This window comes from Helicobacter sp. T3_23-1056, from assembly GCF_053654535.1.
Map to the genome: position 1 here is coordinate 64,581 of NZ_JBSIUU010000013.1, position 14,987 is coordinate 79,567.

General features: G+C 40.2%; 13 protein-coding genes and 1 pseudogene. 8 read left to right on the forward strand and 6 right to left on the reverse strand.

What is annotated here, in order from left to right; all coding sequences use genetic code 11:
- Positions 1–104: 104 nt before the first annotated feature.
- Entirely contained in the window at positions 105–254 is a 150-nt protein-coding gene (locus tag ACWIUO_RS08215) for a hypothetical protein (protein WP_454177416.1), read from the reverse strand.
- Positions 255–496: 242 nt separating this feature from the next.
- Positions 497–955, reverse strand: a complete 459-nt coding sequence (fur, locus tag ACWIUO_RS08220) for a ferric iron uptake transcriptional regulator (protein WP_454177417.1) — start codon at positions 953–955, stop codon at positions 497–499.
- Positions 956–1,642: 687 nt separating this feature from the next.
- Here fur and ACWIUO_RS08225 point away from each other — a divergent pair.
- From ACWIUO_RS08225 to ACWIUO_RS08240, 4 genes and pseudogenes are all read left to right on the forward strand, one after another.
- Positions 1,643–1,945 (forward strand): annotated as a pseudogene (locus tag ACWIUO_RS08225) (methyl-accepting chemotaxis protein); the annotation flags it as partial.
- Positions 1,946–2,074: 129 nt separating this feature from the next.
- Complete coding sequence (locus tag ACWIUO_RS08230; protein WP_454177433.1) at positions 2,075–2,560, forward strand: CZB domain-containing protein; 486 nt, start codon at positions 2,075–2,077, stop codon at positions 2,558–2,560.
- Between the two features lie 182 nt (positions 2,561–2,742).
- Positions 2,743–4,719 (forward strand): penicillin-binding protein 1A, encoded by a 1,977-nt coding sequence (locus ACWIUO_RS08235; protein ID WP_454177418.1) that lies wholly within the window; start codon positions 2,743–2,745, stop codon positions 4,717–4,719.
- 58 nt (positions 4,720–4,777) lie between these two features.
- Positions 4,778–4,990: a hypothetical protein gene (locus tag ACWIUO_RS08240; protein WP_454177419.1), complete on the forward strand. Its 213-nt coding sequence runs from the start codon at positions 4,778–4,780 to the stop codon at positions 4,988–4,990.
- Here the strand turns inward: ACWIUO_RS08240 and ACWIUO_RS08245 are convergent.
- From ACWIUO_RS08245 to ACWIUO_RS08255, 3 genes are all read right to left on the reverse strand, one after another.
- A complete protein-coding gene (locus ACWIUO_RS08245; RefSeq protein ID WP_454177420.1) occupies positions 4,961–6,034 on the reverse strand; it encodes an SPASM domain-containing protein in 1,074 nt (357 codons plus the stop codon). The genes ACWIUO_RS08240 and ACWIUO_RS08245 overlap by 30 nt on opposite strands.
- 81 nt (positions 6,035–6,115) lie before the next feature.
- On the reverse strand, positions 6,116–6,925 hold the full coding sequence (coaE, locus tag ACWIUO_RS08250; protein ID WP_454177421.1) for a dephospho-CoA kinase: 810 nt from the start codon (positions 6,923–6,925) through the stop codon (positions 6,116–6,118).
- Positions 6,926–6,942: 17 nt separating this feature from the next.
- Positions 6,943–7,854, reverse strand: coding sequence for a spermine/spermidine synthase domain-containing protein (locus ACWIUO_RS08255; protein WP_454177422.1), 912 nt, complete (start codon positions 7,852–7,854; stop codon positions 6,943–6,945).
- Between the two features lie 662 nt (positions 7,855–8,516).
- On the opposite strand from ACWIUO_RS08255, the gene ACWIUO_RS08260 reads away from it, so the two are divergent.
- The 3 genes from ACWIUO_RS08260 (at position 8,517) to ACWIUO_RS08270 (ending at position 12,550) form a co-directional block, all read left to right on the forward strand.
- Positions 8,517–10,211: a phosphoethanolamine transferase gene (locus ACWIUO_RS08260; RefSeq protein ID WP_454177423.1), complete on the forward strand. Its 1,695-nt coding sequence runs from the start codon at positions 8,517–8,519 to the stop codon at positions 10,209–10,211.
- A 324-nt stretch (positions 10,212–10,535) separates the two neighbouring features.
- On the forward strand, positions 10,536–11,156 hold the full coding sequence (locus tag ACWIUO_RS08265) for a TRAP transporter small permease (RefSeq protein ID WP_454177424.1): 621 nt from the start codon (positions 10,536–10,538) through the stop codon (positions 11,154–11,156).
- A 98-nt stretch (positions 11,157–11,254) separates the two neighbouring features.
- Positions 11,255–12,550, forward strand: a complete 1,296-nt coding sequence (locus tag ACWIUO_RS08270) for a TRAP transporter large permease (RefSeq protein WP_454177425.1) — start codon at positions 11,255–11,257, stop codon at positions 12,548–12,550.
- 146 nt (positions 12,551–12,696) lie between these two features.
- Here the strand turns inward: ACWIUO_RS08270 and ACWIUO_RS08275 are convergent, their stop codons facing one another.
- The gene (locus ACWIUO_RS08275; RefSeq protein WP_454177426.1) at positions 12,697–14,577 is read right to left on the reverse strand and encodes an ArnT family glycosyltransferase; all 1,881 of its coding nucleotides are present in this window, start codon (positions 14,575–14,577) and stop codon (positions 12,697–12,699) included.
- Here ACWIUO_RS08275 and ACWIUO_RS08280 point away from each other — a divergent pair.
- Positions 14,568–14,690 carry a hypothetical protein gene (locus ACWIUO_RS08280; RefSeq protein WP_454177427.1) on the forward strand — a complete coding sequence of 41 codons (123 nt, stop codon included), beginning with the start codon at positions 14,568–14,570 and terminating at the stop codon, positions 14,688–14,690. The genes ACWIUO_RS08275 and ACWIUO_RS08280 overlap by 10 nt on opposite strands.
- Positions 14,691–14,987: the final 297 nt, after the last annotated feature.

Below are 14,987 nucleotides of genomic sequence, written 5' to 3' on the forward strand. Positions count from 1 at the left end.
TGTGGATTTGATATAGTTTGCTTGCATTAAGCATCAAATAATGGCTACAAAGCCAAAACCTCATAAAGAATCACCTCTAAACTATCGGCTAGTTTCTAAAATTTTTAGTAATTTTTGTATATTTGTTTTGCTTGCATTATGCGTGTGAATTGCGTGAATTGTGTCAAACCTTGTGTGAGGCTACGCATTTGTGCGGATTTGTGCTGTGTGGAGTGGTGCGAAGCTAGGCAAACGCTTACAAACAAAGCACTCAAAAGCACTCCCATAAGCAAATTTTAAGCCCTAAAACCAAACAATAAAATCTAATAAAATCCCTAATAAAATCTATGGTAAAAATCCTTGCTAAGTCGTAGCTAAAACGCTAATCAAAAACACAATGCAATACAAGTAAAATAAATGTAAGTAAAAAACGCTATATCGCATTTCACACAAGAACATTTTACGCAAGAAAAAGTAGCAATCCCCTCCAACAAAAGATGAAAAAAAGCGAAAAATCCTAATCTCGTAGCTGTTTTTGGCATTTTTCGCAGATGACAAAAAGTCGCATATCGTGGCTTACTAGCTTTGCTTTTAGGGCATTTACCACTGCGACTTGTCGATGCTCGATTTCATTATCTACAAACTCCTCAATCGCCCCGCAATGCAAGCAAATAATATGGTCGTGGTGTTCTTTTGCAGCGATTTCATATCGTTTGCCACCTTTATCTGGCTCGATTGAAGTTACAAATCGCTCTTTTTCTAAAAATCCTAAGATTCTATACACAGAAGAAATGCTCGTATTTTTATCACGCAAACGCAAATTATTCGCAATTTCTTCAGGGGTTAAGTGCGTGCCACTTTTGTAAAGAACGGATATGATTTCTTCGCGTTGTTTGGAGTTTTTTAGTCCATCTTGCCTCACAAAAACTCGCAATCTCTCAAGGATAGCATCTAAAGTCTCAAGTCTGTTTTTCATTTTGACCTCCAAAATGAGAATATTAAAATTGGCAGAATTATAATACATTTTTAATAAATAAGAAACAAAATATGTGTTAAAATGCCTTTAGCGAAACAAAAGGCGTGGCAATTTGGTTTTTGGTTTGCAATATTATTTCAGTTTGAAAGGAGTCTTGCTATGTTTGGTTCTTCTAATGAAACAAAAATCGCATTACAAAAGCAAGTGGCAGAAAATCAAGCCCTAAAAGCAGAAGTGGAGCATTACAAAAAAATCGCTTCCTTTGGATTTGATGAAGCATTAGTAGGTGTAAAAAACGGCGAAGCGGTTTTTTTAAACTCCGCAGCGCAAAATCTAGGCAATCTAGCTGAATTTATAAACGCGTTAGGTGGATTGCAAGCAGGGCAAGAAACCATATCTGTGGGTGGCAAAAACTTTGCGATAAAAAGTGAAATCATTGATGGTGTGCCTTTTTATCGCTTTGTAGATGCGGATTCTAAGCGTGATAAAGGCGATGGAGTGGATTTGCTAGCTACTTATCACAAAAGCCTAAAAGATGGAATCATAGGCGTGCAAACCGCGCTACAAAATATTTTGGAGCAATCCAAACAAATCCAAAAAGGCGCAGAGCACAACCAAGAAGAGCTAGAAGTCGTAGGCGAAGTAAGCCAAAAAGCTGAAGAAAGCATAAAAGAACTATATGAAAGTATGCAAAATGCGACAAATATCGCAAACTCACTCGCCCAAAGAAGCAACGAAATCACCAATGTCGTATCGCTAATCGATGATATTGCAGAGCAGACAAACCTACTCGCTCTAAATGCCGCTATCGAAGCTGCGCGCGCAGGTGAGCACGGACGCGGATTTGCCGTAGTCGCTGATGAAGTGCGAAAACTAGCAGAAAAAACCCAAAAAGCCACAAAAGAAATCGCCATAGTCGTAAAATCTATGCAGCAAGAAGCAAGCGATATTCAAACCACTACCGAAGAGACTTCTACATTTACTGCCGAAGTCAAAACCAATGTAGAGGAAATCTACACCAAAAGTAAGCAAGCAATCAACACGGTGGATTTAGCCAAAAACGCTTTGCGCTCGTGCAATAATGAAGTATTTTGCACGCTGGCTAAACTTGACCACACGGTGTTTAAAAACAACCTCTACGCCCTTGTATTTGGGCTAGCTGATAGCTTCAATCAAGTCCCGCATACAAACTGCCGACTAGGCAAGTGGTATTATGAAGGCGATGGCAAAGAGCATTTTGCAAATACTTTGGCATATAGGGATTTAGAGCCTTTCCACGCCCAAGTGCATACCCAAGCAAATAGCCTAGCAGAAGCCATAATGTCTAAGCAAAATCCACCAAAACACTTTATCGATGAAAAAGTGCTAGGAATGGAAAAAGGAAGCGAGGGCGTGATGTCTTGCCTAGATAAAATGCTACTAGAAAAAATGGATAATATCCACGAAGAGCGCAAAGAGCTACACAACACTAGAGCAAGCCTATCCAAAGATAATCCCACCCCTCCAAAACCCACCGAAACCTCCGCAGAGAATCCCAAACTAGCACCAAACATAGAGCCAAAAACAGAATCAAACGAGGACAAAGAAGCACAAGAAGCAAAGTAGCCAAAATCTAGGCTATTTTGTGGATTCTCTATGAGGGGAGTTTGCGCATTTTTAGCGATTTAGCCGTAGCGTGTGTAAAATATCATTTGCCATTTTTGCCACTTTGTAGAATCGATTTAGATTCTACAAAGCTAAGCAATCTTTATAAAATCTAAAATCCAAAACCAAAGAAGTCTCACAAAATGATAAAAAATGAAATGTTTAGAAAAGTAGTCCTATCTAGTTGCATTGTAGTTGGGCTTGTATTTGTCGTGTATCTTATCGCACTATATTTTGAGCTAAGGGCGGATTTGGACAAAGTGCGCCACTACTCTCCAAAAGTCGCTAGCCAAATCTATGACAGAAAAAACCGACTAATCGCCAATGTATTTGACACAGAATTTCGATTTTATGCGAAATTTGATGAGATTCCACCGCGAATGATTGAGGCGTTATTAGCCATTGAAGATACGCTTTTTTTTGAGCACGGCGGGATAAACTACGATGGCATTATCCGCGCAATGCTAAAAAATATCCGCACGGGACGGCTAGGCGAGGGGGGAAGCACCCTTACCCAACAAGTAGTCAAAAATATCATTTTGACAAGAGAGCGCACCATAAGCCGTAAAATCAAAGAAGCCCTGCTAACCGTGCAAGTAGAAGAAATAATAAGCAAGGAACAGATTTTAGAGATTTATCTAAATGAAGTATTTTTAGGACACGGGTATTATGGTGTCAAAACCGCCGCGCTAGGCTATTTTAAAAAGACGCTAAACCAACTAACTTTAAAAGAAATTGCGATTTTGGTAGGATTGCCCCAATCCCCTAGCACTTATGACCCGACCAAAAATTTAGATTTAGCCCTTACGCGTGCAAATGACATTATCCGCAGAATGTATGATTTGGGCTGGATTTCCAAAGATTACCGCGATTCATCTCTAGCAGAAAAACCCATAGTCTATCATCAAACCCTTACCCAAAATGTAGCCCCCTATGTGACGGACTATGCCTTGCGTCAGCTTAGCTCCATAGAAGACATAAAAACAGGTGGTTACACCATAAAGCTCCACATTGATTTAGACTACCAAGAAATCGCCCAAAAAGCACTAAAAAACGGCTATACAGCCCTGCAAACAAGACAGCTAAAACTACTCCAAGCCCAAAAGCCCAAAAACGCAGAATCCGCCGTATTGATAAATGAAGAAGAGCTAACCGCAAATGACACGCTAAATGGCGCAGTAATCATCACAGACAACAAAACAGGCAAAATCCTAGCCCTAGTAGGCGGGGTAAATCACGAAAAAAGCCCGTATAATCGCGCCGTAGATGCCTATCGCCAAATGGGAAGTAGCATAAAGCCATTTATCTATCAAATCGCCTTTGACAAAGGCTACTCTACCGCTACAAAAGTCCCCGATGCAGCGCGTAGCTTCCAATCGTGGAATCCTAGAAATTCTGGCGGTAAATTTCAAGGAATGGTAACCCTCCAAGACGCCCTCACCCATTCGCGCAACCTAGCCACGATAAATGTAGCCCAACTCGTAGGCTTTGATAATATCTACAATGGCTTGCTAAATTTTGGTTTTAGCAACTTTAGCGCGGATATGACAATCGCTATCGGTAGCCTAAATGCCACGCCTATAATGGTGGCAAAGGAATATTCTATCTTTTCAAACTATGGCGTGCGAAATGAACCCGTGCTGATTGATAGTGTCATAGACCCGCAGGGCAATGTATTTTCTTATGACACGGCTTCTGAAACTATCATTTCACCTGAGCAGTCATTTCTCACAACCTCTGTCCTGCGCGAAGTGGTGCGCGCAGGCACAGGCAGACGCGCCGCAGTAGTAGGCATAGAGAGCGCGGGCAAGACGGGGACGACAAACAACAATGTAGATTTTTGGTTTTGTGGCTACACACCCGATGTGCAGGCTATCATTTGGTTTGGTAGAGATGACAATAGCCCCATAGGACGATATGAGAGTGCCTCCGCAGTAGCCGCCCCTGTGTTTGCCGAAATCACGGCAAACTTGCTTAGAATCGACCCTAGTTTGAGGCGATTTTTCCCACGCCCAGAAGCTGTGCGCTCAAAAACCATCGACAAGCACACCTACTACTACACGCGCACTTCGCCACTGCCAAATATCAGCAATATCGTTACCGAGCAGGATTTATACTAAACTTTGCCCAATTTTTGTTGCAAATTTTTAGCTTGTTTTTTATTTTTTTTGTTTTTTTTTGGGCTTTGCAAAATCTCATTATAAAATCACTTTTACGCACAAAAATCCTAGCAAGCCTCCACAAAGCCTAACTCCCAAAAAAGATTTACCCCCAAAATCTTGCCACGACAAACCCCACTCCAAAAAAACCATATTCCCAAAAAACCCCACTCCCCAAAAAAACCTCACTACCCCAAAAGAGTTATCCCCAAAATCCACAACTTTTGCATAGCTCCTCTCTTGCCTCCCCTAGTCTAAATCCCTCGATGATGTTTCGCGCCCGCGCACAATCCAAAATCTGTTTTAGCGGATTTTCAAAAACATTGCCTAGATTTATCACTCCTTGCGCATCTATACAGCAGGGGACTACTATGCCATTGCTTAGGATTCCTACTTGTTGCGTTAGGGCATAGCATTTGCGGTGTTTGTGGAGTTTGGGATTTTGCCCCACATTTTTGATTCCATTTTTGTTGTCAAATCCAGCCCACACAAAGCTACGCTTCACAACCAAAAGGGCTTTTTCCCACAGACGGATTCTGCCCTTTATATCAAGCAAATGCCCTATATTTCCCGCTAAAAAATCCTCTTTGACTTGGGTTATGCTTTTGCCACTCTGCCTAGATAAAAATTCAAAATCTACTAATGGAGCTAAATTTTTACAAATCACGCGTAACGCAGATTTATCACTCATCGTGCGCAAATCTTGGATTCTCAAATCTTGGATTCTAAAGTTTAGAAAAATTTGCGGATTTGCCTTGTGGGCGCAACAAAGCGCGATGATAGAATCCAAATATTCACCAAATCTTTTGTGGCTACTTTTTTGACTAGGATTTTGACTAGCTTTGCCAAAATCTTTGCTAGCCACACCATTTTTGCCAAAATCTATGTTTGAAAAATCGTTTTTTGGCGATACGCGTTTAAAAAAATTATCCACGCCCGCTTCTAGCGATATAGATAGCTGAAAGATAAGCGGGGACAAAAGCATATCTATGCTATGTTTGCCAAAAAACGCACCCGAAGTAACAATGTCAATTTTTGGTGTTTTTTGTAGCTGTGTGCCGACTTTGCGCGCTATTTTTAGATATTCGCCTAGATTTTCTAACGCACAAGGATCGCCTAAAATATGCAAAGCAATATGCCTGCTAAAACCAAACGCCTCTTTTAGACAATAAGCAAAATCTTTTACCCCCATAATCCCTCTTTTTCCCTTAGTAGCGGGGCAAAAGCTACAAGCAAGGTTGCAAATATCACTTAATTCAATGTAGATTTTTTTCATTTGTGTTTTTTTGGTTTTGTGATTGATGATAGACTTGTGATGAAAGACTTGCAAACAAGCTACAAAATCAACGACAATTTTTTAAGATTTTGATATTTTGCCATCGCACAAATCAAGCATTTTTATAAAATCTTTTATGCTAGATTCTAGCTCCTCCAAAGTCGTGTTATTAAACAGCACAAAATCACTTTGTTGCATTTTTAGCGCACTTGGCATTTGGGCATCTATACGCGCTTGTGCCTGCTCCAAAGTGAGAGAATCACGACTCAAAATCCGCTTTATTTGAAGGGCTTTGCTTGTGATGATACTTAGGCTAAATCGCGCATTATACCGCGCCTTGCCACCACCCTCAAAAAAAAGCGGAATATCTAAAAAATAATATTTTGCTTTTTGGGTATTTTGCGTGATTTGCTTTTCTAGTTCTTGGGCTTTTGTATGGATTTGGGCGTGGATTTGTGGGTGGGTTATGGATTCTAGTAGTTTGCGTTTTTTGTCATCTGCAAATACGATTTTGCCCAAGATTTTTCTATCAATCTTTTGGTGGATTGTTGAAGCGTTTGCAAAATCCGCGCAAAAATCCAAACTAGATTCCAAACTAGAATCTACACTAGATTTTGCGCTAGATTTTATGCGTGCATTATCTAGCAAAATCTCTTCTCCAAATGCTTCTACTAGCAAATCTACGCTAGAATCTAGCACACTATGGGCTATCTTATCTGCGCACACTACGGCAAATCCTAACCCCTCAAGGATTTTTGCACAGCTAGATTTTCCGCTTGCTATCCCCCCTGTCAAAACGATTGCGTGGGGTAAAAATGGCGCATAATATAAATAATCTTGCAAATCCTCTATGTTTTTAAAAAATGTAGGATTTTGGCTAGATATTATCATTTGCGCTCTTTTATAAATTAGCTTTTTATAAGCGCGACATATTTGCGCTCCATATCCGCACTTAGCGCAAATGCAGCCTCGTGTATGCTAGAATTATAATAGGTTAGATTTTCTAGCATATCGCATTTTTGTAGCCAAAAATCCGCTAAGGGGTGAATGCCTTTTGAGGCAAACACAAACGCCTTGTGGCTAAAAATCGGCACAAAAAATGGCATAACAATGCTAAAAAATCCGCCAAATTCTCTCAATGCGATTTCAAACTCCCTCTCCTCAAATAGCGGGTGAGGCAACGAAGCGATAAACACGCCATCTTTTTTCATAAGCCTTGCTAGCCCATCTATCTCGTGTGAGCTAGGCGTGCGGGAGTGAATGATAAGTGAGTATTTTTGCAGTGGCAAATCAATGGCTTTTTGATAAAGTGAAAAAAGCGGATTTTCTCGCACTTCTCTAAAATGAGGCAAAAAGCTAATGAGTGAATCAAGCACCTTACTATCGCTTTGGATAAAGCAAGTAGGCATATTGTGCTTGAAAAGCTGGTAAGGGATTTCTAGATTAAACCCACCCAAAACTAACGCATTATGCGGGATAAGAGCGGGGGCAGTTTGCGTGATTTGCTCATTTAGATTTTGCAAATCTTGCAATGATTGCGGGGTTTGTGGTTTTTGTAGATTTTGTGGTTTTTGTGGCAGTGGATTTGGCTCTTTTTCTAGCCTATCTTGCAAGACGCACGCCCCGATATGCGCAACTATCTCACTCTCTATATGGATATATTTTTCTACCATTACTTCGCGCTCATCAAAAAGGGCGATTTGCCCTAGCTCCTCCGTGCGAAAAAGCTCCAAAATATGCTCGCTTCTCACATCTAAAATCTTATCTTTGATTGCGTATTCTTCGCGCAGGCTTTGCCCGATTTGTCGATTAAGCCACATTATGTTCCTTTGCTGTGATGGTTTGTGATAGTTGTTGATTATGCAAAATCTATTTATGCAATGCCACAAAAGCAATAAAAACGCATTATAAAACACTAACAATATAAAAACGCTTAAACGCACTTAAAATTTGGAATCTTGTATGATTTTAGAATTACAAAAAAAGATTTTTTTGCACCTGCTTAATGTGGCTAAGTGATTTGATTTTCTAGCCATTGAGAGAATCATTTTAACGATTCGTAGCAATCTATGTGATTTTTACCATATTGAGCGCGTAAGCGCAAAATACATCAAACAAGATTTTCATACTGAGAGTTTTTAAGCTCAAAGTATTTAAGAAATAAATTCTACAAATAATGTGATTTTGCAAAATCATTTAAATACTTTGGGCTACGCCCTCAATATGACAATGAACATTTGCTTAAACTTGCCTTATAAAAACGCTTCCTAACAAAACACAACACTACACATTTAAAGTCCATTTTTTTTTTTTTTGTAGCATACTTGCCGTTGTTTTTTATTGTTTTAGCGTGTCATAAGCGCGATAAAAGCGACCACATTAGGCTTAGGACAAAATTAACTCTTAAACATAAGTGATAAAGAATGGCTAACAAATTATTAGTAGCAATGCGAAATAAAACTAAAAAGATGGATTTTTGGTAATGCAAACAAATGATATAAAATGCAAAGATAATTTTATGAGATTTTTTAATAATCGTTTTGTTATTTGGGGAATTATGAGTGTGCTATGCTTTGGCGTTTTTCTTACGCCAAGTGCGTTTTTCGCGCTTATCAATCCGCAATATTCCTTTCGCCTAGACATTATCTTTTTATGTGCGTTTATTCCCGCTAGTATCGCTCTGCCTGTAATGAAACCTAGATTTTTAAGCATTGCTATTTTAGTGCTTTTTATGATAATGGAGTTTTTTCAGTTTGGGCATCTTTTTTGGTTTGGGACGCCATTAAGTGTATTTAGTTTAGCGTTATTTAGTAGCGAAGTAGGCGAAGTGGTGGATAGTGCAAAAATGGCATTACCGCAGGGGTTATATCCCATTATTGCGATAGTTTGCGCTTATGGCTTATTTATTTATTTGCTTTTGCGCTTAGATAAAAAATTGCCAAAAAGTTTTATCTCTTCTTTTGTGATGTGTTCCCTGCTTAGCATTCTGCCATACAAAGCAATTTTTAAAACGAGCAATATCAATAACTTTATGCCGAGCAACGATAGTGTAAGCATTTATAATGATTTAGTGGTGTTTAGTGCGTATTTTTGTATTTATTTGCCAAAACATTTGGATTTGCCACCAGCCACTACAAAATATCCGCCATATACTTACGAATCTACCAAAAATATCTCTCCAAAAAATATCATTATTGTTTTAGGGGAGAGTGCAAATGCAAATCATATCGCTATGCTTGGCTATGAGCGTGATACTACACCACTTTTATCCACGCTTGCCAAAGAGGGAAATTTTATCACAAAAAGGGGGATTTCTAGCTCGGTGCTTACGCGCGTATCTTTGCCTATGTTTTTTAATATCGCTTATCACCCCAAAAATATCCGCCACATTGACACGCAAACCACGCATTTATTTAAGTTAGCAAAGCTTGCGGGATTTGCAACTTATTACATTTCCAATCAAACAGAAGCGGAGGCAAGAGCGATGGCGGGAAATTACATTGACATACTATCCACCAAAGAAAACTATCTTTTTCGCTCTGAACAAATCGGCGATATAGTGCTTTTAGAAGAGTTAGACAAACATTTCCCACAAATAAATCAAAATGACAAAAATTTCATCGTCCTTCATCAGCGAAATGCGCATTCGCCTTATGAGCAAGGATACAAAGCATATCCACAAGCCCAAGTTTTCCCCATCACAAATCAAACAAATACACAATATAAAATCAATAGTTATGATAATGCGATGATATTTAATGACTTTATAATTGCAAGTATTTTTAGAAAATTTAAAGATTCAAGTAACAATATGAATTATCTATTTTTTATCCCTGACCACGGCGAAGCTATGGGCGAGATAGGAAAAGACGGCAATGCAGAATGGGGACATACATTTTTAAGCCCAAATGTTGCAAATATCCCCATTTTTGTCGCACAATATGACAATGCCAAAACGGGAAAAGATGCACAATTTTTATCAAAAATTAACGATATTTCCTATCCCACGCATTATGAATTAGGGCTAATTATCGCAAATTTGCTAGGCTACACTATAAATAATCCAGCGTTTCAAAAAGATATATTTTATATTAACGGCAATAGCATATCAGGCGAAAATGGCTACATAGAAGTGCATAAAAATAGCGAAAATTTAACATTTGAATATAAGCAATAATCCTAAAATCTTATACAAGTGATTTTTTAAGATGTTTAGCAAAATTTTATCTCAGTCTTGCTTACGATGCTTACAAACAATGACAACTATAAAAACAGATTCTATCTTTTAGCTTATTATTTTGTAATACCAAAAAAAGTTGGACTAAAATTATCACACAAATGCTACAATGTATCTTATGCAAATGCGATGCGTAAAAACAATGCCTTATAAGCCAAAATCAGCATACGCACCACTAAAGCAATGCCACAAAATCTTAAAATGCGTTGTTAAGATTTTTGTCATTTTTATAAGCCTTATAAAAATCTAAAATCAAGGAACACTATGAAAACCCTGCTTTTATTGCTACAAAAGCCTTTTAAATGGGCTCACCTAAGCCCTAGAGTAAATCAAATCTTTCGCGTGCTTGACATAATCATCGCTGGAATCAACAAAAATATCGCTGTCTTTGGGCTAGTCGCTGGCGTAGTCATAGTAGCCCTAAATGTAACCACGCGCTTTATCGCTAGCATTTATCCACAAGTGCATTCGCTCACTTGGGGCGAGGAGCTAGCGGGGTATTGTTTTATATGGAGTGCGCTTTTTGGCGCGGCGTATGGATTTCGCAAAGGCGTGCATATAAGCGTGATGGTGCTTGTGGAGCGATTCCCCCCTGTGATAGCAAAATCCTGCGTGATTTTTTCGCATATTCTAAGTGCTGGATTTTTGGCGTTTATGGCGTATGCAGGGTTTGCAACCGTCGAGCTTTATATGGATTTGGGGCGATATAGCGAGGCGTTTCACAATGTGCCTTTGTGGATTTTTTTATTGTGCTTGCCATTGTCATTTCTGGGGGCGACTTATCGTGTCATCGAAAAAATCTATGAAGTCTCGTGGCTAGAATCTAGCAAAGTCGTAAAACGCACGCAAGATGAGATAATCCACGATGTGGCAATCAAAGAATAACAAACAGATTCTAAAAAAAACGCAAAATAAAACTTCCAAAGATATTTCAAAGCGACTTTTAAAAAACATTTCAAAAAATCATTTCAAGGAGAATCTAAATGAGTATCATCGTGCTATTTGTTTTATTGTTTGCTCTGCTTTTGGTGGGTGTGCCTGTGGCAGTTTCGCTTGGGATTAGCTCTCTTGTGTGTATGCTTTTATTTACTAGCCACGACATTAGCGGAATCCCCGATATTTTTATCTCTGCTTTTAAGCCAACCCTTATGGCGATTCCTATGTTTATCCTTGCAGGCTCGCTTCTTAGCAAAGGTAGTGCGGCAAATCGTATCGTAGATTTTGCAAAATCGCTTGTAGGGCATTTGCCCGGCGGGCTTCCTATGAGCGCGATTTTGGCGTGTATTATCTTTGCGGCTGTGAGTGGTAGCTCTCCTGCGACAGTGGTGGCTATCGGCTCGGTTATGTTTGTAGCCATAAAGCAAGCGGGCTATCCCAAATCCTACGCCGTAGGCGCGATAACCACAGCGGGGAGTCTAGGGATTTTGATTCCGCCAAGTGTGGTGATGATAGTCTATGGAGTTACGGCAAGCGGGCTTAGCGACTTACAAGGCAAAGAAATCGTAGTCTCTATCGAAGCGTTGTTTAAAGCGGGGATTATCCCCGGGCTAATGATAGGGGGAATGATGATGATATATGCGTATTTTGGCGCAAAAAGACTAGGATACAAAGCTAGCAAAGCAGAATCTTTTAGCGTGCGCTTAAAGCAATTTTTACGCGCATTTTGGGCATTGCTAATCATAGCCGTAGTCATAGGGGGAATCTATGGAGGGCTATTTACCGCCACAGAAGCCGCAGGCATAGCTGTCGTGTATGCGTTTATCATTTCTGTGTTTGTGTATAGGGATTTGAAGTTAAAAGATTTATATGCGGTGTGCTTAGATGCCGCGATTACTACGGCTATGATATTTCTTATCATAGGTTGCGCAGTCGTGTTTGCACATTTTCTCACAAGCGAGCGTATCCCCCACACAATAGCAGAATTTCTAATCCAAAAAGAAATGACTTGGTGGATGTTTTTAATCGTGGTAAATATATTGCTTTTTGTGATGGGGCAGTTTATGGAGCCTAGCTCGGTGGTGATGATAATGACGCCCCTGCTACTACCTATCGCCGTATCGCTTGGCATAGACCCGATACATTTTGGAATCATAATGGTGGTAAATATGGAGCTAGGAATGATAACGCCACCTGTGGGACTAAATCTATTTGTGGCTAGCTCACTCACAGGACTAAGCCTAAAAGATGTCGTAATATCCGTGCTTCCGTGGCTAATCGTAATGCTAGTAGGGCTAATGCTTGTTAGCTATATTCCACAGATTTCACTTGCGCTGGTGTAACATTTTGGATTGCGAAATGTTTTTTGCTGTTTTAAACACGCTTTTAATTAGTTAATGTGGGTTTTTTAACTAAATATTTTTATCTAAACTGCAAAATCTTACAACGCCACATAAACACAAAATCATAAAAATTAGGAATCTTTTTTCTACTTAAAATTCTGCAAAAGGATTATGCCCTTAGATTCTATGATTTGGCTAAAGTGCGGGGCATTGCGGGTGAAAAACTCGCCAAAGCTAGCAAAATCGCTTGATTTTATAGCGATACTTACGCGCTCATTTGTGGCTAAAATCTCGCTTAAAGCGCAACTCTTAAGCCCTTGATTGTGAATTGTGCTGTTGTCATCTAATGCAACGCATTCTTGCATATCTTTGCGCGTGTAGATTTCCTCTCGCAGTGGCATTATAGAGGGATTTTTAGCCCTAAGCGCGTCATTTTTAGCGTGGGCGTAAAACTCCGCAGAATAAGACGGGCTAAACCCGATAAAAGCAAGGCGACTATCCCCGCTAAAATGCGTAAAAATATCTTTGTGATGATAGGGGGATAGCAGGTTTTGCGCGCTTTGCGTAGGCACAAACGCACCAAAGCCACCCACAAGCACCAAAGGCAAAATCCAAATGTATGTCGCAAACGCCCTTGTGCGCGCAGAGAAAATCCACTGCGCGAGCAATATGCTAAATGGAATCACGCACGGCAGGACATAAGTCCAAAGCACATTGCGCGAGAGGGTGAAAAATGCGAGCGGGGTAAGAATCCACAACGCCAAATAGAGCGTTTTGGCATTATGCGTGATGAGATTGTGCGCGATTTGTCCCGCCAAATCCCGTGTGGCAGTGAAAAAAGAGCTTTTCATAAAAGGACTTTTGGCGGAGATTTTAAAATGTGCAAAAGATTTTGCGATTTTGCCCGCGAAAAACCCTACAAAAACAATGCTCCACGGCAAAAACGCCATAAGGAAAAATATCCAAATGCTCCCAAGCGTGCGCGAATGCGCGCTCCCGTATAAATCCCCCTCCCAGCCACTGACTAAAAACCGCTTAAAATGCTCTCCAATGATAAAATACTCCAAAAATCCCTCACTTCGCAATTCGCACAAAATATACCACGGAAGCGCGATAAGCAGGGCAAGTAGCGTCCCGCTAAAAATGGGTAAATTGCTGTAATGCAGTGTGAGATTTTGGTCTGCGTTTGTGGTGGTTTGTGCGGGTGGATTTTGTGGATTTTGGCTTAGATTTTGGGCTAGATTTTGGCTTATTTGGCGAGCTTTGCAAATGCGATGAAAAAGCCACATAAGCGCGATAAAGCCCACAATCGGCACAAGTGAAAGCACAAAAATAAGCGGTCCCTTTGCAAGCAATCCTAGCCCAAGCCCCACAAAAAACATATACCCCCATAATCGCGCTTTTTGCGTGCTTTGGCTTGCCTTATCGCTCGCGTTTGCGTCTAAAGTTGTGTTATTGTTGGCTTTAAATTTTAAATCTTTGCATTGCGTTTGGGATTTTGGGCTTGCCACACAATTCCAAAACCCCACCATACACAGCCCCACACAGAAGAGCAAAAACTCATCAGTCATCACCGCCCCGCACGCCACTAGCCCAAGAGCCGTGCTAAGCGTAATAATGCTACTTGCCAAAGCAAGCATATATCGGGCGTGCGTGGGATTTTGTAGTTGGCATTCTTTGTGAGTTTGTCTAAGATTTTGGGTTTTGTTGGGGGTTTGTAATGGGGCAAAATCGCGCATATCATACCGCCACGCAAAAAATAGCGCGCACACGAGCAATCCCGCGACAAAAGGCGCGATTCTCGCGCCAAATTCATCGATACCAAAAAGGCTCATTCCTAGCGCACTCCCCCAAAAGCTAAGCGGAGGCTTGCCCCAAAATGGCGACTCATAAGTGTAGTGTAGCACCACAAAATCACCTAACTCAAGCATTTTGCGAGCCATTTCGGCATACCTAGCTTCTGTGGGGTCCATAAGCGGATAGAGCGCAAGGCTAGCAAGGCGAATAAGCACGATAAATGCAAACAACGCCAAAAGGGCGTAAAATATCGTGGTGTATGGGGTTTGCTGTGTTTGGGGTGTTTTTCACTATATTTGTGGTGTTTGCGTGTGATTGCGTGGCGTTGTTTGCTGTGTATTAGCGTGGCTTTTTTGCGCATTTTGTGGCATTAGGTTTTCCTTTACTTATATTAGCATTTAGCAAAATCCAAAAGAAAATTATAACCCAAAATTATAGCTTAAGATTGTATCCTAAGATTATCACTTAGGATTTTGGCAAAAAGTTTGGCTCAAGACAACTTAAGACAAAATAAAAGAGTCTTAAGCTATGATGCATACGATGAAAAACAAGTATATAATTCGTTCAAGAATTAGAGAGGTGACATTTAGAGAGATTTTTATATGTTTCTACTTCGCTTCCATTCGTAGCTTTGCAAGAA

What these genes read in the sequence shown, in the direction of transcription:
- fur (WP_454177417.1), bottom strand. Translation starts at nt 955, where the DNA reads ATGAAAAACAGACTTGAGACTTTAGATGCTATCCTTGAGAGATTGCGA.
- ACWIUO_RS08235 (WP_454177418.1), top strand. Translation starts at nt 2,743, where the DNA reads ATGATAAAAAATGAAATGTTTAGAAAAGTAGTCCTATCTAGTTGCATT.
- ACWIUO_RS08245 (WP_454177420.1), bottom strand. Translation starts at nt 6,034, where the DNA reads ATGAAAAAAATCTACATTGAATTAAGTGATATTTGCAACCTTGCTTGT.
- coaE (WP_454177421.1), bottom strand. Translation starts at nt 6,925, where the DNA reads ATGATAATATCTAGCCAAAATCCTACATTTTTTAAAAACATAGAGGAT.
- ACWIUO_RS08255 (WP_454177422.1), bottom strand. Translation starts at nt 7,854, where the DNA reads ATGTGGCTTAATCGACAAATCGGGCAAAGCCTGCGCGAAGAATACGCA.
- ACWIUO_RS08260 (WP_454177423.1), top strand. Translation starts at nt 8,517, where the DNA reads ATGCAAACAAATGATATAAAATGCAAAGATAATTTTATGAGATTTTTT.
- ACWIUO_RS08265 (WP_454177424.1), top strand. Translation starts at nt 10,536, where the DNA reads ATGAAAACCCTGCTTTTATTGCTACAAAAGCCTTTTAAATGGGCTCAC.
- ACWIUO_RS08270 (WP_454177425.1), top strand. Translation starts at nt 11,255, where the DNA reads ATGAGTATCATCGTGCTATTTGTTTTATTGTTTGCTCTGCTTTTGGTG.
- ACWIUO_RS08280 (WP_454177427.1), top strand. Translation starts at nt 14,568, where the DNA reads ATGCAAACAACGCCAAAAGGGCGTAAAATATCGTGGTGTATGGGGTTT.